This window comes from Paenibacillus sp. FSL H8-0122 (assembly GCF_038005345.1).
GTDB lineage: Bacteria > Bacillota > Bacilli > Paenibacillales > Paenibacillaceae > Paenibacillus_AQ.
Genome location: NZ_JBBOTB010000001.1, coordinates 4,684,977 through 4,709,334, shown reverse-complemented (window position 1 = coordinate 4,709,334; position 24,358 = coordinate 4,684,977). Strand labels below are relative to the sequence as shown.

Here is a 24,358-nt window from a genome sequence, read left to right as displayed (position 1 = left end):
GTGAGCGAAAATGAGAGGGATAAATCCCTCTGAGCCGTCAGAATGAAGAGCAGAAGTGCACCTGAATTCGCCGAAAGCGGGCGGACAGCGTAAATGAAGAGCAGAAGTGCACCTGAATTCGTGAATAGTTGGCTGAGCGAGCGAATGAGGTGCATTAGTGCACCTGAATTCGCCGAAAGCGGGCGGACAGCGTAAACGAAGAGCACAAATGCCCCTGAATCCCCCATAGGCACGCAAAAAAACCGCAGGCGGAAATTCGCTGCCTGCGGTTTTTTTGCGCGGAGTGCCTTACGGGTATGTAGCACAGGCAGGCTGTGCGGTTAATCCTTATCGATCAGCTCCAGCTTTTCAAGGATCTTAAGGGTGGTAACGGCGGACAATTTCACAGCTAGTTGAATGCTGGCTTGGCTGTTTCCACTCTGCTCCAAGGCAGCTTGGTTCTCGGCTAACACTTCTTCCGTCACCTGCTGGATCAGACTTTTAACGATCTCATTGTTCATAACAGGCTCCTCCTTCCGAATGTAAATACTCTCATTCTATATTTCGGCCGGACCCAGGATTTTACTTAGGGAGCAGGGAATGTTATCCGGTAATCTGAACGAATTCCACTCTTAACACAGACTTGAAGCGGAATCTGTAGTAAACTGGAAGGAATGTATAGTACGCCTGCAATTATTCTACAGAAAAGAATGTGATCAATGTATGCAGCTTCAAGCTCCTCAACCGGCCAAGAAATGGCTGGAAAAATATCTGTCCGGAGACAGCATGGATTACCGGCAAATTATCGCTTTGTTTATCCCGATTCTGATTGACCAGGCCTTCATTATCGGGCTGAACCTGGTCAACACCGCAATGATCAGCTCGTCGGGTATGGCGGCAGTCAGTGCGGTGAATATGGTGGATTCCCTGAATATTTTTCTGATCAATGTATTTGTGGCGATTGCGACCGGGGGGACGGTGGTGGTTGCGCAGTATAAAGGAAGCGGGAATGACCGCATGGTCTCCCAGGCCACGGCCGGATCGGTTACCTCGGTCTCGCTGCTTGCGGTGGGAATCGGTCTGCTGCTGATGTCCTTCCATACGCCAATTCTGAATTTGCTGTTCGGGACGGCCTCCGCCGATGTGCTGGATAATGCCCGGGTCTATATGATCGGCAGCAGCATTTCGTATCTGGGGATTGCCGTGGTTCAGGCTGTATGCGGTGCGCTGCGGGGCGTGGGCCGGACGCGGGCTTCGCTGATGCTGTCGCTGATTATGAACGTGCTGTACGTTATCCTCAACGTTGTCTTTATTAACCTGCTGGACATGGGTGTGCTGGGCATGACACTTGCGGTCAACATTGCGCGTTATGTGGGGATGGCCTGTGCCTTGATCTATCTGTTCAAGTTCGATTCGGTGCTGCGTGTGCAGTTCCGCGACCTGTTCCATGTACCACTTACGATGCTGCGCAAAATCATGTTCATCGGCGTACCGTTCGCCGCAGAGCAGATGTTCTTCAACGGCGGCAAGCTGCTGACGCAGATCTTCATTGTCAGTCTGGGCACGTATGCCATCGCCACCAATGCGATTGCCGGATCGCTGGCGATGGTCTTTCAGATTCCGGCCAGTGCGCTGTCGCTGACGATTGTAACCGTGGTCGGCCAGTGTATCGGACGGGGGGATGTAGCGGATGCCCGGAAGTTCATCAAGTCCTTCCTGTGGATCGGTTCCGCCTCTTACGCCCTGGTGGCCTTGATCCTGATGCCGCTGTTCCATCCGCTGGTGTCGATCTTCTCTCCGCCTGCGGAGATCATCGATGATCTGTTTGTGGTACTGCTGGTCAATGCGATTGCCCAGATTCCGCTGTGGGCCTTCAGCTTCATTCTGCCGTCTGCCCTGCGGGCAGCGGGAGATTCCCGCTTCACCTCAATTGCTTCAATGCTGACCATGTGGCTGTTCCGGGTGGTCTTCGGTTATATTCTCGGGATCGTGCTGGGCTATGGAGTACTGGGTGTATGGCTGGCGATGAACTGCGAATGGGCAGTGCGCGGAGCGGTGTTCCTGTGGCGCTTCAGGGGCAAGAAGTGGTATGCGCACAAGCTGATATAGATCCTGCCGGTTAGAAGACTCCTAATTCAGGGGTCTTCTTTGCTATGCAGTCAGCCGGAATCATCTATAAAAAGCACGGTACAACCTTTAGTTTCAGGTAAGACGCACTTTGGTCCATATGCTACGATTTGGGTGGTGAAGGGGGAGGCTTCCACATTAGCTGTAAGCGCTTAACTCATTGAAACCCAAATTCATACAGAGGAGTGCAACGCATGAAGAGAATAATCAAGCAAGTCTCTCTGGTGCTGCTGGCAGCCCTTCTGCTTCTTCCGGCAGGCGGATATCTTCCGGCTGCTCAGGCAGCCGAGGCACAGACCACGGTATATCACGAGACGTTTGCGAATGGTGCAGGCAAGGCAGTTCAGTCGGGAGGCGCCAAGCTGGAGGCGGTGAAGGAGGTTCCTTTTGCAGGGAATGCCGATGGTGCAGCATTATACGTAAACAACCGGAAGGATAACTGGGATGGAGTTGATTTCAAGTTCACCGATCTCGGTCTCCAGCATGGAAAAACGTACACGGTAACGGCAGTTGTCTACGTTGATGCGAAGGTGACGCTCCCAGAGGGAGCAGAGGCAGCGCTGCAGACTGTGAACAGCTACGGGAATTATGCAGCAATACCCTATGTGGCAGGGCAATCGGTCACACTGACGAAGACATTTACTGTGGACACCAGTGCCGCGGATTCTACTAAGAGAGACCATTCTTTGCGCATCAACTCCAACGATAAGGGAGCCACAGTACCCTTCTACCTTGGCGATCTTCTGATAACGACAGAGTCCACTCCGGGCGGCGGGGAAGAGCCTGTGCGTGAACCGGCTTTGCCGTTCAGTACAGTGACTTTTGAAGATCAGCAAGAGGGCGGCTTCACCGGCAGAGCCGGAACCGAGACGCTGACCGTAACGAATGAAGCGAATCATACCGAGGGCGGTTCGTATTCCCTGAAGGTCGAGGGCAGAAGCAATACCTGGCACGGGCCTTCCCTGCGTGTGGAGAAGTACGTGGACAAGGGCAGCGAATATACCCTTTCTGCCTGGGTGAAGCTGATCGAACCGGCGAGCGCACAGCTCCAGCTGTCTACGCAAGTAGGCACAGACAGCAGTGCAAGTTATGTGACCCTGTCCCCTAAGACGATCAGTACAGCTGACGGCTGGGTGAAATATGAGGGCAGCTACCGCTATAACAGCGTGGGCGGCGAATACCTGACCTTGTATATTGAAAGTTCCAATAATGCAACCGCTTCCTTCTATATCGATGATATTAATTTCGAGCATACAGGTACCGCGCCGGTGGATATTCAGAGAGATCTGATTCCGCTAAAAACAGCCTATCAAAATGACTTCCTGATCGGCAACGCGCTATCCGCCGAGGATCTGGAAGGCGTACGGCTGGACCTGCTGAAGATGCATCACAACGTTGCTACCGCAGGTAATGCCATGAAGCCGGATGCGCTGCAGCCGGCCAAAGGCAATTTCACTTTTACAGCAGCGGATGCGATGGTGAACAAGGTGCTGGCTGAAGGGATGAAGATGCATGGGCATGTACTGGTATGGTATCAGCAATCGCCTGACTGGATGAACTTGACCACGGATGCAGCAGGCAAAAGCGTTCCCCTGGGGCGTGACGAAGCACTCGCTAACCTGAGAGCCCACATCAAGGGAGTCATGGAACATTTCGGAGACCGGGTCATCTCCTGGGATGTGGTCAACGAGGCAATGAATGATAACCCGTCCAATCCTTCGGACTGGCAAGCGGCGCTGCGCAAGGCTCCGTGGTATGAAGCCATCGGTCCGGATTATCTGGAGCAGGCATTCCTGGCGGCCAGAGAAGTGCTGGACCAGCATCCGGAATGGGATATCAAGCTGTATTACAATGATTACAATGACGATAACCAGAACAAGGCCCAGGCCATCTACAGTATGGTCAAGGAACTGAATGACAAGTACGCGCTGACTCATCCCGGCAAGCTGTTGATTGATGGTGTAGGGATGCAGGCGCATTACAATATCAATACAAATCCAGATAACGTCAAGCTGTCGCTGGAGAGGTTCATCTCCCTTGGCGTAGAGGTCAGCATTACCGAACTGGATATTCAGGCCGGCAGCCAGAATACGCAGACAGAGAAGGAACGGATTGCCCAAGGCTATCTGTATGCGAGGCTGATGGATCTCTACAAGGCCCATGCCGACCATATTGCGCGGGTAACCTTCTGGGGCATGGATGACCGCACAAGCTGGAGAGCGGAGTCAAGCCCGCTGCTGTTCGACAGGGATTTGCAGGCGAAGCCGGCTTACTACGCGGTCATTGATCCGGCCAAATTCATGGCTGAGAATGAGCCGAATACGGCAGAAGCTAACGTGTCAGAGGCGGTCTACGGCACGCCGGTTATTGACGGGACAGCGGATGGAATCTGGGCCTCTGCGCCTGAGATGGCTGTGAACCGTTATCAGATGGCCTGGCAGGGCGCAAGCGGAACCACGCGTACCCTGTGGGATGACCAGAATCTGTATGTGCTGGTTCAGGTCAGTGACGCCCAGTTGGACAAGAGTAATGTGAATGCATGGGAGCAGGACTCTGTCGAGATTTTCGTGGATGAGAATTTCGGCCGCACGACCTTCTATGAGAGTGATGACGGACAATACCGGGTCAATTACGACAATGAAGCCTCGTTCAGTCCGGCAGCCATTGGTGCAGGCTTCGAGTCGGTAACCAAGGTTAACGGAACCAACTATACGCTTGAAATGAAGATTCCGTTCAAAAAGATTACGCCAGCCGGCGGCACCAAGGTCGGCTTCGACACCCAGATCAACGATGCCAAGAACGGCGTCCGGCAAAGTGTGGCCGCCTGGAATGATACCACCGGCAACGGCTATCAGGACACCTCCGTCTTCGGCGTGCTGACGCTTAAGGCCAAAGACGGCGGCGAGCCGTCAACGGAGCCGACGCCAACGCCGACTCCGGAACCAACACCTGCGCCAACGCCAACATCGGCACCGGATTCCGGCGGCACCAGCTATACCAGCAGCAGCACACCTGCGCCTAAGCCTGCACAGTTTGATGTCAAGGACGGCGTAGTGACGATCAGACCTGAGGTGAAGACCGAAGGCACAGCGGCCAAAGCCACTGTGACGGGCGAGCTGTGGCAGCAAGCCTTGAAGCAGGCGGCCCCGGCAGCAGACGGGCGGAAGCAGATCATCATCGATCTGGCGAACCAGACAGGTGTGGCCTCCTATGAAGCCCAGTTGCCGCTTCAAGGCCTGAAGACGCAGGAGAAGTTCCTGCTTGTCCTCCAGAACGGCTTTGCTACGCTGTCCATTCCAAGTGAGCAGCTCGCAGGGATTACAGCAACCACTGAATATGTCAGCATCCGGGTCAAGCATTTCACAGCCGAAGGCCTGAATGCCGCTGCTCTTCAGCAGACCGGCAGCCGTCCGGTGGTGGAGCTGAGTCTGCTTGCAGGCGGGCAGAAGGTAGCCTTGTCTGGCAGCGGCACGATAACCGTCTCTATTCCTTACAAAGCGTCAGCAGCAGAGCTTGGCAGCCTGGAGTCCCTTCTGGTCCGTTCGCTCACCGGCAGCGGCGCGTGGTCTGCTGTGGTGAACAGCCGTTATGATGCAGTGAAGGAAGCGCTGGTGTTCCGTATTACAGAGCTCGGCACTTTTGCCGCAGCCTTCGCTCCGCCAGCCTTTACAGATCTCGGCAGCCTGTCATGGGCGAAGCAAGCAGCCGCTGCAATGGTGGCCCGCGGCGTCCTCCCGGATGGGAACAGCTTCTCTCCTGCGGCTCCTATGAATAGAGCAGACTTCACCGCTTCTCTGGTGAAGGTGCTGGAGCTTAAGGCTGCTGCTGAAGCAGTTGCAGGCTTCAGCGATGTCCAGAACAACGCGGCATACAGCAAGGAGCTTGCGGCCGCGAAGCAGCTCGGTATCGTCACAGGCTATGCGGACAATACCTTCAAGCCAGCGGGCATCATCACCCGCCAGGAGATGATGGTAATTGCGGCGCGTGCCCTGAAGGCGGCCGGAATCATCGCTGAAGGCAGCGGATCGATAGCATCTTACACCGATGCCGGTCAAATCTCCGCCTATGCCAAGGACAGCATATCCGCCCTGCTGAAATACGGCGTAGTGAACGGTAAGAACAATAAGCTTGCTCCGGGGGACACCCTCTCACGCGCGGAAGCAGCGGTGATTCTGTACCGGATCTGGAAGTTGTAGCCTGAGTGAGAGGCTGAAATTATTGAAGAAAGTAACTGGACAGCGGTGCACCCACTACGGGGGCACCGCTGTTTCGCATTACGCCCAGCGCCCAATGTAATCGAAAAACCGAATGCAATCTGGTTGGTTTCCAGAGCAAGAACACCCCGTTGCAGCGTGCCGCCTGGCGTAAGCTATTACTTAGATAAAGAGTTACGAACGTCAATTTTTTGGGTAAACAATATGGTTATATTGTAAAGAAACATAGAGGACCCCCGCGCAGAAGTTTGGCGTCAGGGTCTTGAAGGAGGGACACAACATGGGCTATCCGCCGTATAACGATGGAGGTTACCAGCCGTTCGTAGTGGAGGCCTCCCGGGTGAAGCAGCTTTTGCTGTTCACGGGATCGCTGCTTTTTATGCTCTTGGGGGTCCTGCTGCTCAAAACGTCCGGGGAGGTGACGCAAGATCCTGCCATCCTTCTGCGGACGCTGGGAATCGTCTTCACCGTGCTGTTCGGCCTGGGGGTAGTGGTCTATCTCTTCATGCTGCTGCGCCGTTCACCGCTGCTTGTGGCAGATGCCCAGGGCATCGATGACCGCTCTTCTGCAATTCCCGGAGGACGGATCATGTGGGAGGACATTAAGGATATTCGCCTGATCCGCTTCTCCGGACAAAAAAACATCTGCGTCTACCTTGCTGATCCCAAAGCGTATCTGGCCCGGCAACGCGGAGTGAAGCGGTGGCTGATGGCTATCAACCTCCGTCTCGTCGGCACTCCCGTAAATATTGCGAGTCAGGCCATGCGGCTGCCGCTGGAGCGGGTATATGAAGAGCTGGAGCTGAGAAGACGGCTGTGGGCTGGGCAGTAGAGCGGTTCGGGGGCCGGAGAACGTGGCTGTTCTCACTGTGCATGTTCTTCCTCGGCTCGGTGCTGTGTGTTCCTGCCGGTTATGGCTTCAGCCTATGTGGGCCTGACTTCCGGGCAGATTCCCCATGCCAGCAGCACCACCCGGATTATGCAGCAGATCGGCGGCGCTTTTGGTGTTTCGGTGATCGCAGTTATTTTGCAGAAACAGCTTCATGCTGTGCTGTCGCATGAGCGGGCTGCTACGGTTATTGCCTTCGACCATACGTTAATGTGGACGATTGCCTTCTCTGCGGTAGCATTGATCCCGGCGGCGCTCCTGCCCGGAAGAAGAAGCTCATAGCTCAGGTGTCCGGATGAAGCAGGAGATCCCGAAGGCGGCAAGCAGAAGTGCAGCCAATGCTTCAAAAGCCGTCAGGCCGCCGCCTGCGTGCATAAGGCTCAGTGCCGCCTGCGGACCAGCAGAGGCCCCGGTGAACAGCATCAGCGAATATATGGTGATAGCCGGCCCGCGCCGCTCCCCTGCAAGGAGGCCGATCAGTGAGATCAGCACCGGAATCAGGATGGAGATTCCCGCAATATACACAATGCTCATCCCGACCAGCAGAGGCAGGGTACTGCTTAATCCTGCGGCGGCAAGGCCTGCGGCGGCGAGCAGAAGGCCGGCCTGGAGCATCCGCTTGGAGCCGAACCTGGCGGAGAGAAGTCCCGCGAACGGCGACAGGATCATCCCCGCGAGTCCTGCGGCTCTTACCTGCATAAGCTGGGCGGCAGTCAGAGCAAAGGGGGGCTTCGTCAACTCCTCCTGAAAGATTGTGTACATCCCGACAAAAGACAGGAGAATCGTCAGGCAGATCAGATAACACAGCACCAGCCGTTTGTTCAGGAATTGTGCGGGCAGCTGTCTGTAGAGTGCGGCCAGGCTTGCCCGGGTCCGCACCGTTTTGCCTCTTGGAACGAAGAGGCCGGTCAGCAGTGTAGCCGCCAGGCATAGGCCTCCGTGAATATAGAAGACATAACGCCAATCCCAATATCCGCTAACTGTGCTGCTGAACAATTGTCCGGCGATGGCCGAGACGAGAAATCCGGTGCTGATAAGTCCCATGGCCGCCACCCTGCGCTGCGGCGGGAAGCTCTCGGTGATGTAGATCATCACCGTCGGTGCGAAGGTTGCTGCGGCCAGTCCCTGTACGGCGCGGAGCGCAATAAGAATAGAGAGATCCTGTGCCAGTCCCAGCAGAGGGGTTATGAGGCCTAACGCAAGCAGTCCCCAGAACATGACCGGCCAGCGGCCGAGACGCTCGGAGAGCGGGGAGAACAGCAGGAAGCCCAAGGCGTAAGCCAATGTAAAAGCGCTGCTTGCCCATGCTGCCCGGGCTGGTGATGCCTGAAAGGCATCAGCTAACAGGGAGCCTAACGGCAGCGTCACATAAATGCCTGATACAACAACAAGCGAGCATAGGACCAGAACGGCGGTTATCACGGAATATTGTGAAGTGAACGTACTAGGTTGCTGAACAGGTTCTGCCATTCGAATCCTCCATTCTTCTCAGTTATTCGTTGCAAAAATATGGATCACGGTTAAGGTCGGCCAGAAGCGCCGGATGTACAGGCTGCCAGCCGAGCAGCGCCCGGGTTTTATCGCTCGAAGCCGGGATATCCAGGGAGACAAAATGCGCCAGCCAGCCGAAATGCTCCGCAGCTTCCTTAACGGGAATGCTGGCGGCCGGCAGTCCGAGCCGGCGGGCAATCACACCGGCGATCTCAACAAGCGGCACTCCTTCGTCGCCGGTCGCATGAAGTATGGTCCCGGCAGGGGCTCCTTCAAGTGCCAGACGGTACAGACGCGCAGCGTCCAGCCGGTGCACAGCAGGCCAGCGGTTTAAGCCATTTCCTACGTATGCAGATATGCCTGTGCGGCGGGCAAGCTGGATTAGGCCCGGAACAAATCCGGTATCGCCATCCCCATGCACCGACAGCGGAAGCCGCAGCACGGATACCCGGACGCCCTGGCTGGCGAGTGCAAGCGCAGCTTCTTCAGAACCGGCGCGGTGCTTGACTGAAGCATCCGGATCGGGTGCCGTATCCTCCGTGGCCAACTGCCCCGGGGTAAGATGCCCGATGACGGAGGTTACGACCAGCGATCGGCCGGACCCCGCGAGCTCGGCACCCATAGCCCCGATTGCCAGCCGGTCTGTCTCGCCCGCAGCAGTGAGATCCGCATAGTTATGGATGAAGGCGGCATGAATCACGCCATCCGCTGCCGCCGCTCCCCGGCGCAGGCTGTCCGGATCATCCAGAGCGCCGCGGTGTACAGCGGCTCCTGCCGCCATAAGTGCTGCTGCGGCCTGATCCGAACGGGCCAGGCCGGTGACCATATGCCCCGCGTCTATCAATTCCCGTACTACAGCCGAGCCGACAAAACCGCTCGCCCCTGTGACAAATACATGCATAATCATTCCTCCTCTATCGATTACATTCATTATAATTTGCGCGGCGGCAGTAGCTTTGCCTGTTCCTGTTCGCTTTTTGCCCGATCCTGCAAGAATTGCCGCGGGTCCATGGACGACGAAGATTCACTGCACACGTAAACAAGCCCGCAAGCCGTGACGGCTGCGGGCGTTCAATTGATGCTTATGGTGTACTTTGGGCCGGCTGGCGCAATCTGGCGATATCCCTGCTGGGCGGACAGCCGAAGAACCGGCTGTAATCCCGGCTGAACTGGGAATCGCTCACATAGCCGACAAGCCGGCAGGCTGCTGCTGCATCCATGGAGGAGTTCAACATCAGCCGCCTTGCTTCATGAAGACGCAGCGCCTTCTGGTATTGCAGCGGACTCATGGAGGTGACCGATTTGAAATGCACATGAAACGAAGAAGCGCTCATATGTGCCAATTCAGCCAGTTCGGCCACCTTGACCTGCTGGGAGAAATGCTTCTGCAGCCAGGTAATTACCTTCGTCACCCGCTGAACATCCGACGCAGCGAGGCAGGTCAGGGCCAGCCGGGCACCGACCGGACTGCGCAGAATCCGCAGCAGGAGCTCATCTGTTACCAGCGGAGCAAGCAGTTCCACATCAGCGGGATGCTGGAGACATTCGAGCAGCCGGACCACAGCATTCAGAATCGCCGGATTGGCATCAGTCATGTACGGGTTGTCCGTCTGACTTACCGCTGGGAGTCCCCGGGGATACAGCTTCAAGACCCAATCGCCAATCTTCTGCGGATCAAGCTCCAGCTTAACGCCCAGGTAAGGCTCAGACGGGCTGGCTTCCGTAAGCCGCATGGCCACCGGCAGGGCAACAGGCAGCAGGATCATCTGTGTTTTGTCAAAATCATAAAGCTTCTGCCCGATCATGATCCGCTTTGCCCCTTGGACTACGATTATCAGTGAGGCGGAATAGAACGTTTTGATCGTGTCTGCATCTGCTGATGAATAGCGGCTGACATACACACCGGGGATGGGCTGGCTATATATGCCGTCGCCAGGAGCAAGAGCAGAGATCAGGCGCACCAGCCTGGCCTGCTCAGCCTTCAGCGCTTCACCTGCATATTGCTCTTGAATTGTGTTCATCAGGCCACGGCTCCTTAGATAGTCAAATGCGAAAAACAGCAACCCTCCAACATAGGAGAATCACTGCTCTGCTTGAATGTATGGTAGACTTTAGGTTTAACAGAATATGGTCGAGACGACAGGATTCGAACCTGCGGCCTCTTACTCCCGAAGCAAGCGCTCTACCAAGCTGAGCTACGTCTCGACACTATGAATAATGTAAATTATACGCCTGTCTGTAAGCGCTGTAAATATACTTTTTCGCACAGGCTATCCGCCTTGTCCATCAATTTCCCGGTACTTGATTGACAGATATCCACCCACTGGCTATACTTGAAATGTTAAAAAGCAAATCGGACAAAGCGTTGATGAAAACAAGTACGCCGGAGAATGCTTCATCAGAGAACAGGTTCCTTTGCGGATGGTCCGCATCGGGTGTGAGAACCTGGAAGACAGACCGGCCGAAAGCTGATTTCGGAGTGCGGGGACAATCCCGCCGGGGGCACCCGTTAACAGCCGCACAAGGCGATCGTCTGCAGTTGTCCGTGATTCACGGATCAAGGCGATAACCAGGGTGGTACCGCGATAATCATCGTCCCTGAATATATATTCAGGGGCGTTTTTTGTTTTTGATTTTTCGTGTAACGGTTACGGCAAGAATGTGTTTTCCGGCCAGCGTGCCGCATTTTAATGAAGAGACGGGAGCTGTACATGATGAAAGCAAGTGAAATCCGTTCGAAATGGCTGCAGTTTTTTGAGAGCAAGAACCACCGAATTGAGCCGAGCGCCTCGCTCGTGCCCCACAATGACCCTTCGCTGCTGTGGATTAACGCAGGGATGGCGCCGCTGAAGGCCTACTTCGACGGCCGGGAGATTCCGGAGAATCCCCGCCTGACGAACTCGCAGAAATGTATCCGCACCAATGATATTGAGAATGTGGGCAAGACGCGCCGCCACCATACATTCTTTGAGATGCTGGGCAACTTCTCCATCGGGGATTATTTCAAGGAAGAGGCCATCACCTGGGCTTGGGAATTCCTGACCGGCAAGGAGTGGATCGGCTTCGACGGCGACCGGATCTCCGTTACCGTGTATGCTGAGGACGAAGAAGCGTTCAAGCTGTGGAATGAGAAGGTCGGCCTGCCCGCAGAACGCATCATCAAGCTGGGCGACGAGAACTTCTGGGATATCGGCGAAGGCCCGTGCGGCCCGTGCTCGGAGATTTTCTATGACCGCGGTGAAGCGTACGGCAGTGATATGAGTGATCCGGAGATGTATCCGGGCGGTGAGAATGAGCGCTGGCTGGAGGTCTGGAACCTCGTATTCTCGCAGTTCAACCATAATAAGGACGGCAGCTATACGCCGCTTCCCAACAAGAATATTGATACCGGCGCAGGCCTGGAGCGCTTCGCTTCCATTCTCCAGGATGTGGATTCCAACTTCGATACCGATCTGTTCCAGCCGATTATCCAGAAGACCGCCGGGCTTGCCGGTGTAACCTACAAGGATAATGTTGAACAGGATATCGCGTTAAAAGTTATCGCCGACCATGTGCGTACCGTTACATTTGCAGTCGGGGACGGCGTGCTTCCTTCCAATGAAGGACGCGGCTATATCATCCGCCGTCTGCTCCGCCGCGCCGTACGCTACGGCAAGACGCTGGGACTGGACCGCCCGTTCCTGCATGAGCTGACTGAGACGGTTGGAGAGATTATGGGCGTATATTATCCTTCCGTGGTCGAGAACCGTGAATATATCGCCAAAATCATCCGTCTGGAAGAGGAACGCTTCCACGAGACGCTGTCCGATGGTCTGGCGATCCTCGGCGAGATCAGTGCCAAAGCCAAAGCGGACGGCCTGAGCACCATTGCCGGTGCCGATGCGTTCAAGCTCTATGACACCTATGGCTTCCCGTTTGACCTGACCGAGGACTTCGCGTCCGAGCAGGGGCTTGCCGTTGACCGCGCCGGCTTCGATGCCGCGATGCAGGAGCAGCGTGAGCGGGCCAGAGCTGCCCGTCAGGACAGCGCCAGCATGAAGATTCAGGGCGGTGCCCTCGCCGAGCTGACGGTTAAAAGTGAATTTGTTGGATATAATGACACGGTAACAGAGTCCAAGGTGCTGGCAATTGTGGTAGACGGTGCGCTTCAGGATACAGTAAGCGAAGGCGCCGAGTGCCAGGTGATCCTGGAGACAACACCGTTCTATGCAGAGAGCGGCGGCCAAGTCAGCGACACCGGTGTTCTGACCGGCGGATCGGTGACCGCTAAGGTAACTGGGCTATTTAAAGCACCGCACGGACAGCATGTTCATCTGGTTACGGTGGAAGCAGGCGATCTGAAGGTCGGCGATACCGTCCGTGCCGAAGTGAACCGGGCGGAGCGCGAGGATATCGTGAAGAACCACACGGCCACTCACTTGCTGCACAAGGCGCTGAAGGAAGTGCTTGGCAGCCATGTGAATCAGGCAGGTTCTTTAGTAGAAGGCTCACGCCTGCGGTTTGACTTCTCGCATTTTGGAGCCATCACTCCAGAGGAGCTCAGCGATATCGAGCAGCGGGTGAATGCCCAGATCTGGCGCAGCCTTCCTGTAGTCATTGAGAATAAGCCGATAGATGAAGCCAAAGCCATGGGAGCGATGGCCCTCTTCGGAGAGAAATACGGCAATGTTGTCCGTGTCGTTCAAGTCGGCGACTATAGCCTGGAGCTGTGCGGCGGATGCCATGTGTCTAATACAGCGCAGATCGGAATCTTCAAGCTGCTCAGCGAGAGCGGCATCGGTTCCGGGGTGCGCCGGATTGAAGCTGTGACTGGCCGTTACGCCTATCAGTTCACGGAGAGTCAGCTGGACCTGCTGAAGCAATCGGCAGCCCTGCTGAAATCGTCGCTGACCGATGTGCCGAAGCGGATCGAGGCGCTGCATGCCCAGGTACGCGAGCTGGGCCGCGAGAATGAATCGCTTCAGTCCAAGCTGAGCGCAACCTTCGCAGCAGAGCTGACCAGCAGTGTAGTCACAGTAGGCGGAGGAACGCAGCTTCTTGCGGTTTCTGTGCAAGCCGGCAATATTGATGCTTTGCGCTCGACAGCGGACGAACTGAAGTCCAAGCTCCCGGATGCCATACTGGTGCTCGGTGCTGCAATGGAGGACAAGGTGAACTTCGTGGTCGCCGTGCCTCAGGAGCTGGTGAAGAAGGGCTTCCACGCCGGCAAGCTGGTGAAGGAGATCGCTGCCGTCTGCGGCGGCGGCGGCGGCGGACGTCCGGATATGGCGCAGGCCGGAGGCAAGGACGCTTCCAAGCTGGGCGAAGCCCTGAAGAAGGCAGAGGAACTGGTAGCAGCACAGGCTTAAGCAGTATGCAGTAATTCTTGTCTGTAAGAAACTGTGGATTTCTATCAAGGGTTGGGAAGCAGCGGTGCTGAGGGCAATTTCTCGGTGCCGCTGCTTTATTCACACAATGTATATTTTTTGGGGTTATTCATTATTGACCCAGGGCTTGCAATAGCTTAAAACCCAAAAAAACATCTGGTTTTGTAGACAAAATGCCAAAAAAAGCGCTTTAACCAAGGCAGGATTTCCTCGTTGGGGCATGAATATGTTATGATGAGGGCAGCAAGTGAGCTGTACAGCAGCAACTTTGCGAAGCCGCCCGAATCAGGGTGATTTTGCAGAAGGAAGGTGTCACCACATGGACTCCATGGACAAAACGGTCAAATTCAATGTGAAGGGCGACGAAAAGGAAGCCTCTCCCCAGGAAATACTGCTCGCCGTGTACGACGCGCTGGTGGAGAAAGAATATCATCCGATCAATCAGATCGTAGGGTATCTTCTTTCAGGAGATCCGGCTTACATTCCCCGCCACAACAATGCGAGAAGTTTGGTCCGGAGGAAAGAGCGTGATGAGCTGATCGAAGAACTGGTCCGTTTCTATCTGGCCAATCATCGGGTGGACCAGCCCAAATGATGAAGAAGCTGGGACTGGATTACGGCGACCGCAGAATCGGTGTCGCCACAAGCGATATTTTCGGATGGACAGCACAATCTCTGGAGACTATTGAGCGGCGCGGAAACGGCAATGAATTCGAACGTATCCGTGAACTGGTCAAGGAGTACGAAATCGGCGAGATTGTTGTCGGGCTGCCGAAGAACATGAACGGCTCCGTAGGACCCCGTGGTGAAATTTGCATCGAATTCGCAGATAAGCTGCGGGAGCAACTCGATTTACCCGTACACCTTTGGGATGAGCGTCTGACGACGGTATCTGCTGAGCGGGTGCTGATAGACGGGGACGTCAGCCGGAAGAAACGCAAGGGGCTGGTGGACAAAATGGCCGCAGCGCTGATTTTGCAAAATTTTTTGGATGCTAACAGTAAAAGGTGAGGGGTGTGCGGATATGACAAACGAACAGATCGGCCAAGAAGAGGAACCGGAAATTATCTATATTCCCGATGAGGAAGGTAATGAAGAGGAATTCGAGGTCATCATGAAGTTTGAAGTGGACGGATCGGATGCCAAGTATATGATGGTGGTTCCGCTTGATTCCGAGGATGAGGAGACAGATGAGGTCTACGCGTTCCGCTATGAGGAAGACGGCGACGATCTGCAGCTCTTCATGATTGAGAACGACGAGGAGTGGGCCATCGTAGAGGAGACCTTCAATACCTTGGTTGACGAGCTGGATGGAGGAGCAGAGAATGACTGATTTTTCCGCTGATCAGGCGGTATGGACTTCTAAGCTCAAGGAAGTATATGGAGAAACAGTAGAACTGGAGGATGAGCAGGGCAAGTCTTCCGTTTACGATATTATTGCAGAATTTGCTGTGGGTGACCGTGCTTATGCCGTTCTGGCCGGATCGGGAAGAGCTGCGGAGCAGGAAATTCTGCGCATCGTAGTTTCTCCGGACGGACTTCCGGAACTGGAGAGCATTATGGACGATGAAGAGTGGGAGGATATTTCCGAGCTGTACGATGAGCTCACCTTCCCTGCGGATAGCGAGTAGGCGTCTGTGGCAACTTCATGTATGGCAGATACGGAAGAGGGCGGAATTTTTCCGCGCTCTTTTTGCTTATGAGGAGCGGAAGGATCTTTCCGTTTGCCTGAAAAAAGCTTATGCTATAAAAATAGGTTGAATTTTGGACAATACAATTTTATACTTTATAGTCGGAAAGTGAGGCGTAACATTTGAAAGCCGTGATCCGCACTGTGCTTATCTTAATTCTGGTCCTGGCAGCAGCTGCAGGAGGAGGAGCATGGTACATCTGGAATGGAATGCAGCCGGTCAAGCCCGCAGGGCCGGCCGTAACGGTTACGATAGAGAAGGGTATGGGAAGCTCGCAAATCGCCGACCTGCTTGAGCAAGAGGGCATTATCAAGCACAGCCTGTTCTTCAAAGGCTATCTGAAATGGGTCCAGGAGGGCTCCAGCTTCAAGGCCGGCACGTATCAGGTAAGCCCCGGCGACTCCTACGATACGCTGATCAGCCGGTTGAATGCCGGAGATGTTGTGAAGGAAGCTACCGTTACTTTTACAATTCCTGAAGGGTATACTGCGGTCCAGGTGGCAGAGAAGCTGGCCGCTGCATGGAATCAGAAGCCGGAGGTCTTCCTTGCGCTGATTGATTCCGGTAAGGGCATGGAAGCCGTAAGCAAGCTGGAGATTCCGGACAATCCGCTGCTGCGCCACCGGCTGGAGGGGTATCTTTTCCCGGAGACCTATGAACTGGCTAAGGACAGCACCCCGCAGGAAGTCATCGGGGCGATGCTGGAGCAGCTGGTGAAGAAGCTGGATACGATTCCTGAGTGGAAGGCCAAGCTGGCGAACCGCGGGCTCTCCCTGCATGAGCTGCTGACCGTAGCTTCACTGGTGGAGCGTGAGGTGGTCGTAGACAAGGAACGTCCGCTGGTGGCCGGTATTATCTATAACAGACTGGATAAAGGGCAGAAGCTGGAGATCGACGCTACCGTCCAGTACTTACTGGACAAGCAGAAAGAGCGGTTGTATGAGAAGGATCTGAAGGTAGATAGTCCTTATAATACGTATAAGCAGGCAGGCTTGCCGCCTGGACCGATCAGCAGCCCCGGGCTGGCATCGATTGAAGCAGCAATGACGCCGGAGGTCTCGGATTATTTCTTCTATGTCACTAAGAAGGACGGCTCACAGGGGCATTTATTTGCCAGAACCTACAAGGAACATTTAGCCAATATTCAAAAAAGCAAACAAAATCCGTAAGAACCCGCTACAATAGTAAGGATGAGCAATGCACAGGAGGTAACACGATGAATAACACACCGGAGCTGCTGGCGACAGCGGCTTCTCTGGAAGAAGCTGCAGCGCTGCTGGATGCAGGAGCGAGTGCGCTGCTGGTTGGCGATGACCGCTTTGGTATGCGTCTTGCCGGACATTTTACACTTGAAGATACCGCCGCAGTAGTTAAGCTGGCACATGCACGGGGCGGTAAGGTATATGTAAGCATCAATGGATTGATTCCCAATACGATGCTGGAGGAGCTTCCGGCTTATGTGAAGGCGATCGGCGGGCTCGGTGTGGATGGGATAGAGTTCGGTGATCCCGCCGTACTGGCGGCCGTCAAAGCCGAAGCGCCGGGAATGAAGCTGCACTGGAATGCGGAAATGACCTCGACCAACTATGCTACAGCCAATTACTGGGGCCGCAAGGGAGCCACGCGGGTCGTTCTGGCCCGTGAGCTCAATATGGATGAGATGACCGAAATGGTTCCTAACCTTGAGGTGGAAGCCCAGGTCCAGGTGCACGGCATGACGAATATCTATCATTCCAAGCGCAAGCTGGTTGCAAGCTATATGTCCCACCAGGGCCGTCCAAGCGATGGCGGAAGCCTGGGTAAGGAGCGCGGGCTGTTCCTGATTGAAGCGGAGCGTCCGAATGAGAAGTTCCCGATCTATGAAGACGAGAACGGCACGCATATTATGAGCTCAGATGATATTTGCATTCTGGAGGATCTTCACTTCTTGTTAAAAGCTGGCGTACACAGCCTGAAGATCGAGGGTCTGCTGAAGCCGGTGGCTTATAACGTGGCTGTCGTTAAGGCTTACCGTCATGCTATGGACGTCTACGCCGCTGATCCCGCTGAATATGCATTCGAGGAGTCTTGGCTGGAGGAGGTCCGGTCTTTGCAGGACCCTGAGCGTGAACTGTCGTTCGGCTTCTTCTACAAAGAGCAGGTCTATTAATATAAAAAAATCTTTGCTGTTCTAAAAGAGAACTTAAAGCTTTACCTTAAAGATGAAGTAACGGAGGGAAGGTTTGGAACTGTAGGAGCGGTAGCGACCGCCTTTGTCTCCGGATGTTATCCGCTCAGCGGAGTAATCAAAAAAACATCTGGAGACAACAGCGGCCGGAAGTCCAAACGCTTTCCGCAGTTACGTGCTATCTGATAGGAAGTTTTAGGTGGGTTTTTGACAGCAAAGACAACGAAAGGAGAACAGGAATGGGAACCATGACCAAGCCCCAGTTCAAGGGCAAGCGTTACCGTCTGGACAGACCGGAGCTCCTGGCTCCGGCAGGAAACCTAGAGAAATTGAAATTCGCCGTGCATTATGGCGCGGATGCAGTCTATATCGGAGGGCAGAAATACGGTCTGCGCTCGGGAGCGGATAACTTTACCTTCGAGGAAATGCGCGAGGGTGTTGAATTTGCCAAGAAATATGGTGCCAAAGTATTCGTGGCCACCAATATCTATGCTCACAATGAAGATGTCGCGGGGATTGAAGAATACCTGCGTAATTTATATGAGGCCGGAATTGCAGCGATTATCGTAGCCGATCCGGTGATTGTCGATACTGCCCTGCGCCTGGTGCCGGGTCTTGAGGTGCACCTAAGCACCCAGCAGTCCACACTCAACTGGCAGGCAGTATCCTATTGGAAGGAGGAAGGTCTGCCGCGCGTAGTATTGGGCCGGGAGACTAGCCTGGAGGAGATCGTCGAGATCAAGCAGCATGTGGACATTGAGATCGAGAGCTTCATCCATGGCGCTATGTGCTCCTCGTACTCCGGACGCTGTGTATTATCCAACCACTTCACCGACCGCGACTCCAACCGCGGGGGCTGCTGCCAATCCTGCCGCTGGAAGTATGATCTGTTCGAAGACGCCCGTCCCGAAGGGAACTGGGTATCCGAAGAGGAGCAAGCTGAGGCGCCTCAGGCCTTGCAGCCCGGAATTACCCAGCTGCCGCTGCATCAGCCCGAGGACAACCCGTTCACTATGGGATCGAAAGACCTGTGCATGCTGGAGAGTATTCCCGACCTGATTGAAGCCGGGATCGACAGCTTCAAGATCGAGGGCCGGATGAAATCGATTCACTATGTGGCGACCGTAGTGAATGCCTACCGCAAAGCCATAGATGCTTACATGGCCGACCCGGAAGGGTATGTGCTGAAGCCCGAATGGCTGGAGGAGCTGCAGAAGGCGGCTAACCGTCCGCTGAATACAGGCTTCTTCTACGACACACCGGACCATGAGGACCACATCTATGAACCGGAAGAGAAGGCGGCTCCGTATGATTTCGCGGGACTGGTGCTGGAGTATGATGCAGAGAGCGGGATGGCGCTCGTTCAGCAGCGCAATAACTTCAAGCCGGGACAGGAAGTGGAGTTCTTCGGCCCGGATGACACCTTCTTCAAGCAGACCGTAGGAGAGCTGTGGGATGAGGCCGGCAATCCGCTGGATGTGGCCCGTCACCCGCTTCAGCGTGTGCGGATGAAGGTAGATCAGCCTGTTGCGTATTTTGATATGATGCGCAAGCGAAAATAATGGCTTTACAAACTAAGGAATGCCCGTTTACACAAGGGCATTCCTTTTTTTTGCATGCTAAAAAAGGAGGTGTTTTGGGGCCCCCGTAAAGTACCTGAGTAAACATCGATGCTAAAGCTCCACTTTGTGGGGTTATTATATGCCAAATTGCTTATGCAATTCGACAAAAATATATGAGTATTGAAGCAATTTGCAAATAATGCTAAGAAAAATGAGACTTTGTGCCGATATATAGGGCAGGTAACGCTTACATACGTCTTCCAATCTAAGGGATGGGCAGGTGATGGTTATGGGAGCTCCCAATCCGGACAACAAGACAGATAAACCGAAGGAGAGTAGGATAAAAGTGGCGAAAAACAGTAAAAAGCCAAAGAGCACACAAAAGGCTAAGGCCCAGAAGACAGAAGCTTCACAGATAACAAGCAACACGGCAGAGAAGAGAAATTACAAGACAGTATTGAACGGCTCGCTACGCCAGGTGAAAAGGGTGAACCCGACCAAATCCGTAGGGGTGAAGCTGTTCCTGATCTTCTTATCTTCTATCGTGGTGGTGGTCCTGTTCTTAGGACTTCTGTCTTACAACAAAGCGAAGAATACCATTAAAGATAATGTGTCTGAAGCGAACAGGCAGACGATTATTCAGACCTCAGAGAAGCTGGACATTACCTTGAAGCAGTATGAGAGTCTCGCACTTCAGTTATATTTTGATACACAGATGCAGGCGAATCTGACAGAGCTGTCTTCGGCGAAGAGCAGCTACGATAAGTTCGTGGCTACGGATGCGATCAGTAAGAAGCTGTCCAGCCAGACTACAACAGATGCCAATATCGTCGCAATATCACTCATTCCGGAGGACCCTGAGATGGGGATCGTCTCCAGCGGAAGCACCGGTCTCGCGGGCGAGGATGTGAGAGCGCAGGAATGGTACAAGACCGTGGTCAAGAATTCAAGCTCTTATGAGCCTTATTATACGGCAGAAGCCAAATCCGCCCAGAACTACTGGTTCCCTACTGCCATTGAAGGCAGCGGCGGCAAGAATCTGGCGATGGTCAGAACGCTTAAGAATCTGGGCTCCAATGCCTCATATGTAGTCATGCTGGAGCTGAAGAGCACCCTGCTGGAAGAAGCCTTCAAGAGCGTAGAGCTTGGCGATGGCTCGCGGATTCAACTCGTTGCCCCGGATGGAACGGTAGTAGCTTCCTCGCAGCCTGAAGAGGACGGCAAAGCCACCGCACTGAATTTCATCAAGGACAGCAAGGTGAACAATGAAAGCACGGAAGCGAAGGATGAGAACGGCAAGGATATCCTTGCTGTATACAACCCGATGCAGAAGGCAGACTGGAAGCTTGCCGGTGTAGTTCCTACGGGAGAACTGGTTCAAGCTGCCACGCCGATTCTGTTTACCACCTTCCTTGCTGCCGGAGCAGCAGCCCTGCTTGCCATGATTGTCGGCTTCTGGATGGTCCAGATGATCGCCAAGCCGCTGGCACGCCTCAAGGACCTGATGCTGGAGGGAGCCGAAGGCAACCTGAGTGTCCGCACGCAGTATGTCTCGAAGGATGAGATCGGCCAGCTGTCGGCCTCCTTCAATATGATGATGGGTAAGATTACGGAGCTGGTAGCCCAGACTACAGATACAGCCCGCGAAGTCCTTGAGACTGCGGGTGAGCTGGGGGATGCCTCGCGCAAGACGGCGATCTCCGCCAAGGAGATTGCTGCGGCCACGGAAGAGATTGCCGGCGGTGCCGGAAGTCTGGCCCAGGAAGCCGAGCGCGGCAATGAGCTGACTGACCTGATTGCTACGCAGATGCAGAGTGTTATTGCAGCCAACTCTGAGATGGATCAGGCAGCCCGTGGAGTTGGGGAAGCCAGCGGACAGGGTGCTGTCCAGCTGGAAGAGCTGCTGGATCAGACCGGACGCACAGGTGAAATGACCTCTGCTCTGGTGGATAGAGTCAATAACCTCAAGGAAACGGTATATTCCGTAATCAAGGTGCTGGATGTGATGAAGAATATTACCCAGCAGACGAACATTCTGTCTCTGAATGCAACGATTGAAGCAGCGAGAGCAGGCGAAGCCGGCCGTGGCTTCATGGTAGTCGCAGGGGAGGTCCGGCAGCTTGCCGACCAATCCAAGCAATCCATTGCTCTGGTCGCCGGAATTACAGATAAGATCGTAGCGGAGATGGATGAGACGGTTGCTGTCCTGTCTGAAGTGGCTCCGCTGTTCAAGCAGCAGATGGTGTCCGTGAAGAGTACCAGTGAGATCTTCGTATCCGTGAAGGGTCAGATGGAAGACTTCATTATGAGTCTGGAGTCTGTAACAGGGGCCATCGACAGTCTGAACCATTCGCAGGGTGTGCTGTCCGATGCTATGGGGAATGTGAGTGCGGTAGCGCAGCAATCCTCGGCAACCTCGGAAGAGGTGGCATCCCTCAGCAGTGAGCAGCAGAATGTCAGTGACCATCTGGTAGCCTTGTCGAACAAGCTGCAAGGGGCATCCACCCAGCTGGAGAGCAAGCTGTCGCTGTTTACGATCAAATAATGTCAGAGCTGTTCTGATTCAAGGGCGTCACGCAAGCCGCATTCGGCTGCGTGACGCCCTTTTTTAGTTGATGTTTAGGAATGCTGCGCCGATAGATGGGCCTCATGCTTCACAGCTGTAACATTTATAAAGGAATCCTGCAAAAAGTGCAACAATGCTGCCCCTTACAAGCGACCGGTGAGAGAAGGCTCACCTTGGTCGGGGATCGAAGATACAACGTATGCTGTCTTCATTGCTGGAAATGTTTTTCTAAATTCAAGGGAGCCACCAAACTTTCCTGCCCGTTGGCTTATAGAAACTTATTTTCTTCTGACAGTACCTCCTTCCTTGTACATCCTTAAGCGAATGCGTATAATGGTTTTGTTAGGTTTTTGTTATTGTTGTTTGCTGGATTAGTTATGTAATTTGAACCAGGGAGAAGGCCGAATGAGAGCAGCACGCAATCACAACTGGTGGTCTTATATCGAGGACATGTCCATGGAGCGCAAGCTGTTCCTGGTATTTCTGGTCATTATTACGCTCCCGCTGTCCTTCATCAGTGTGATCAGCTTCAAGAGCTATTCCGAATCCATCCAGGCGAACACGATTGCCTATTCCGAGAAGCTGATTGATCAAATGATGGATTCCATCGATGATTACATAGAAGATATGAAACGGATTTCTTCCATGCCCGCCTACGTCAATGAGATTAAGCAGAACCTGATCCGCTCGAACCGCTATTATGAGCAAAAGCAGATGATGGAAGGCAAGCAGGACACGGCTCAGGTGGCTCCCGGCGATTTGGATCTCCTGCTGTCCATTCAGCGCGGCATCGAAGAGAATATATCATTTATTAACAATATTAAGCGGGGAACCAATTCGGTCTATATTTTTGATGCCTACGGGAATGGTTATTATTCTGCCAAGGATGGGGGAGTCCGGCTGGATTTGCAGCAGAGCTACAGGTTCTGGAGCGAGCAGGTAAAGGGCTCCGGCGGAGAAGCGACCCTGCTGGGAACACAGGCATATACAAGCAATTTGCAGAGTACCCGATATGCCTTTACGGTGGTGCGTCCCATTCTGGACGGGCTATGGAAGCCAGCCGGCCTGATCGCGGTGGAGGCTAACTTCAGTAATCTGGAGAATCAGGTGGCGGAGCTGGACAAGGTGACCCGGGGGAAATCTATCCTTGTGGATCAAGCGGGCAAAGTCATCTATGACAGTGAGCAGAAGCTGCTGACTGCGGATATTTCCCGGTCCTCCTTATTCCGTGCTGCGCAAGGGAGCTCCGGGAGCTTTTATGACACCGTATCCGGCAAAGACCGGCTTAATATTTATTCAAGCTCAACCAAGACGAACTGGAAGGTGATTATTTCCATACCGGTGGACGAATTGACCCGTGGAGTGAAGCTGACCCGCAATGCAACTATAGGCGCTACTCTAATCATCATTGTGCTGGCCCTCATCATCTCGCTCATTCTGTCGTTTGCCCTGACCAAGCCGCTGACCCAAATGATCCAGTTGATGAAAAAAGTGCAGGGCGGCGATCTCGATGTGACCTTCCGCATTAAACGCCGTGACGAGATTGGTCTCCTGGGGCATCAATTCAACCGTATGCTGGCCCGAATTCGTCAATTGATCCAGGATATTTACCGGATTGAGGAACAGAAGAAGGAGGCAGAGCTGCAGGCGCTTCAGAGCCAGATCAATCCGCATTTTATCTATAACACGCTTGAAACCATCCGGATGACCGCAGAGATTAATGATGATGTGGAAGCCGCTGACATGATCTCTATCCTGGGGAAGCTGCTGCGCTACAGCACCAGTGACTTGAGCGGCTGGGCGACGATGAAGCAAGAGCTGCTGTATGTGCGTAACTACGTGGAGCTGCTGGGCAGCCGGTATCCTGGCAGATTTGAGCTGACGATTGATGTTCCCGAGGCGCTTGACAGCTATTCCATGATTAAGCTGGTGTTTCAGCCGATTATTGAGAATGCTGCTTATCACGGGCTGGATGATACCAAGTCCCGGATGCAGCTGAGCATCAAGTGTGAGTATACAGAGCAGAAGCTTCTGTTCCATATCCGTGATAACGGCTGCGGAATGGATCAGGTTACACTAGATAAGCTAAGGGAGCGGCTCCGGCACGAGCTCCCCCCGAAGAAGGGCATTAATGGAGGGATTGGCATGGCCAATGTACACCAGCGCCTTCAGCTTCATTACGGTCCGGCCTATGGGATTGAGGTGTTCAGCAAGCCGGGCGAGGGTACGGATGTAATCTTGTCATTGCCGCTGCCGGGGCTTGCCGCCGGGAATGGAAGGGAAGATCCTTTTAAGGAGGAATGAGC

At 54.1% G+C, this 24,358-nt stretch carries 18 protein-coding genes and 1 tRNA gene; 14 read left to right on the top strand and 5 right to left on the bottom strand.

Annotated features, from left to right (window positions below; genetic code table 11):
- Positions 1 to 320: 320 nt before the first annotated feature.
- Positions 321 to 500, bottom strand: a complete 180-nt coding sequence (locus tag NSS64_RS20305) for a hypothetical protein (protein WP_341141309.1) — start codon at positions 498 to 500, stop codon at positions 321 to 323.
- Positions 501 to 702: 202 nt separating this feature from the next.
- Between NSS64_RS20305 and NSS64_RS20300 the strand changes: the two genes are divergently transcribed.
- The 4 genes from NSS64_RS20300 to NSS64_RS20285 all read left to right on the top strand — a co-directional run bounded on the left by NSS64_RS20300 (position 703) and on the right by NSS64_RS20285 (position 7,491).
- Positions 703 to 2,088 carry an MATE family efflux transporter gene (locus tag NSS64_RS20300; protein WP_340942746.1) on the top strand — a complete coding sequence of 462 codons (1,386 nt, stop codon included), beginning with the start codon at positions 703 to 705 and terminating at the stop codon, positions 2,086 to 2,088.
- Between the two features lie 212 nt (positions 2,089 to 2,300).
- A complete protein-coding gene (locus NSS64_RS20295; protein ID WP_341141308.1) occupies positions 2,301 to 6,302 on the top strand; it encodes an endo-1,4-beta-xylanase in 4,002 nt (1,333 codons plus the stop codon).
- Between the two features lie 298 nt (positions 6,303 to 6,600).
- Complete coding sequence (locus NSS64_RS20290; protein WP_340942741.1) at positions 6,601 to 7,152, top strand: STM3941 family protein; 552 nt, start codon at positions 6,601 to 6,603, stop codon at positions 7,150 to 7,152.
- An 81-nt stretch (positions 7,153 to 7,233) separates the two neighbouring features.
- Positions 7,234 to 7,491 (top strand): hypothetical protein, encoded by a 258-nt coding sequence (locus tag NSS64_RS20285; protein WP_340991773.1) that lies wholly within the window; start codon positions 7,234 to 7,236, stop codon positions 7,489 to 7,491.
- On the opposite strand, the gene NSS64_RS20280 is transcribed toward NSS64_RS20285, so the two are convergent.
- From NSS64_RS20280 to NSS64_RS20265, 4 genes are all read right to left on the bottom strand, one after another.
- On the bottom strand, positions 7,486 to 8,679 hold the full coding sequence (locus NSS64_RS20280) for an MFS transporter (protein ID WP_341141307.1): 1,194 nt from the start codon (positions 8,677 to 8,679) through the stop codon (positions 7,486 to 7,488). The two genes, NSS64_RS20285 and NSS64_RS20280, sit on opposite strands and share 6 nt — an antisense overlap.
- A gap of 22 nt (positions 8,680 to 8,701) precedes the next feature.
- Positions 8,702 to 9,601, bottom strand: a complete 900-nt coding sequence (locus tag NSS64_RS20275) for an SDR family oxidoreductase (RefSeq protein WP_341141306.1) — start codon at positions 9,599 to 9,601, stop codon at positions 8,702 to 8,704.
- A 181-nt stretch (positions 9,602 to 9,782) separates the two neighbouring features.
- Positions 9,783 to 10,721 carry an AraC family transcriptional regulator gene (locus NSS64_RS20270; protein ID WP_341141305.1) on the bottom strand — a complete coding sequence of 313 codons (939 nt, stop codon included), beginning with the start codon at positions 10,719 to 10,721 and terminating at the stop codon, positions 9,783 to 9,785.
- A gap of 107 nt (positions 10,722 to 10,828) precedes the next feature.
- Positions 10,829 to 10,905 (bottom strand) — tRNA-Pro (locus NSS64_RS20265).
- A 509-nt stretch (positions 10,906 to 11,414) separates the two neighbouring features.
- On the opposite strand from NSS64_RS20265, the gene alaS reads away from it, so the two are divergent.
- The 10 genes from alaS (at position 11,415) to NSS64_RS20215 (ending at position 24,356) form a co-directional block, all read left to right on the top strand.
- The gene (alaS, locus tag NSS64_RS20260) at positions 11,415 to 14,048 is read left to right on the top strand and encodes an alanine--tRNA ligase (protein WP_341142856.1); all 2,634 of its coding nucleotides are present in this window, start codon (positions 11,415 to 11,417) and stop codon (positions 14,046 to 14,048) included.
- 337 nt (positions 14,049 to 14,385) lie between these two features.
- The gene (locus tag NSS64_RS20255; protein ID WP_036696603.1) at positions 14,386 to 14,661 is read left to right on the top strand and encodes an IreB family regulatory phosphoprotein; all 276 of its coding nucleotides are present in this window, start codon (positions 14,386 to 14,388) and stop codon (positions 14,659 to 14,661) included.
- Entirely contained in the window at positions 14,661 to 15,077 is a 417-nt protein-coding gene (ruvX, locus tag NSS64_RS20250; RefSeq protein ID WP_200869510.1) for a Holliday junction resolvase RuvX, read from the top strand. The genes NSS64_RS20255 and ruvX overlap by 1 nt, the downstream gene beginning before the upstream one ends.
- A gap of 13 nt (positions 15,078 to 15,090) precedes the next feature.
- Positions 15,091 to 15,399 carry a DUF1292 domain-containing protein gene (locus NSS64_RS20245; RefSeq protein WP_036696606.1) on the top strand — a complete coding sequence of 103 codons (309 nt, stop codon included), beginning with the start codon at positions 15,091 to 15,093 and terminating at the stop codon, positions 15,397 to 15,399.
- On the top strand, positions 15,392 to 15,697 hold the full coding sequence (locus tag NSS64_RS20240; protein ID WP_341141304.1) for a DUF1292 domain-containing protein: 306 nt from the start codon (positions 15,392 to 15,394) through the stop codon (positions 15,695 to 15,697). Before NSS64_RS20245 ends, NSS64_RS20240 begins: the two co-directional genes overlap by 8 nt.
- A 182-nt stretch (positions 15,698 to 15,879) precedes the next feature.
- The gene (gene mltG / locus NSS64_RS20235) at positions 15,880 to 16,926 is read left to right on the top strand and encodes an endolytic transglycosylase MltG (protein WP_200869505.1); all 1,047 of its coding nucleotides are present in this window, start codon (positions 15,880 to 15,882) and stop codon (positions 16,924 to 16,926) included.
- A 47-nt stretch (positions 16,927 to 16,973) separates the two neighbouring features.
- A complete protein-coding gene (locus NSS64_RS20230) occupies positions 16,974 to 17,906 on the top strand; it encodes a peptidase U32 family protein (protein ID WP_341141303.1) in 933 nt (310 codons plus the stop codon).
- A 257-nt stretch (positions 17,907 to 18,163) separates the two neighbouring features.
- A complete protein-coding gene (locus tag NSS64_RS20225) occupies positions 18,164 to 19,486 on the top strand; it encodes a peptidase U32 family protein (protein WP_341141302.1) in 1,323 nt (440 codons plus the stop codon).
- Positions 19,487 to 19,832: 346 nt separating this feature from the next.
- A complete protein-coding gene (locus NSS64_RS20220) occupies positions 19,833 to 22,031 on the top strand; it encodes a methyl-accepting chemotaxis protein (RefSeq protein ID WP_340942730.1) in 2,199 nt (732 codons plus the stop codon).
- Positions 22,032 to 22,457: 426 nt separating this feature from the next.
- Positions 22,458 to 24,356, top strand: coding sequence for a cache domain-containing sensor histidine kinase (locus NSS64_RS20215; protein WP_341141301.1), 1,899 nt, complete (start codon positions 22,458 to 22,460; stop codon positions 24,354 to 24,356).
- Positions 24,357 to 24,358: the final 2 nt, after the last annotated feature.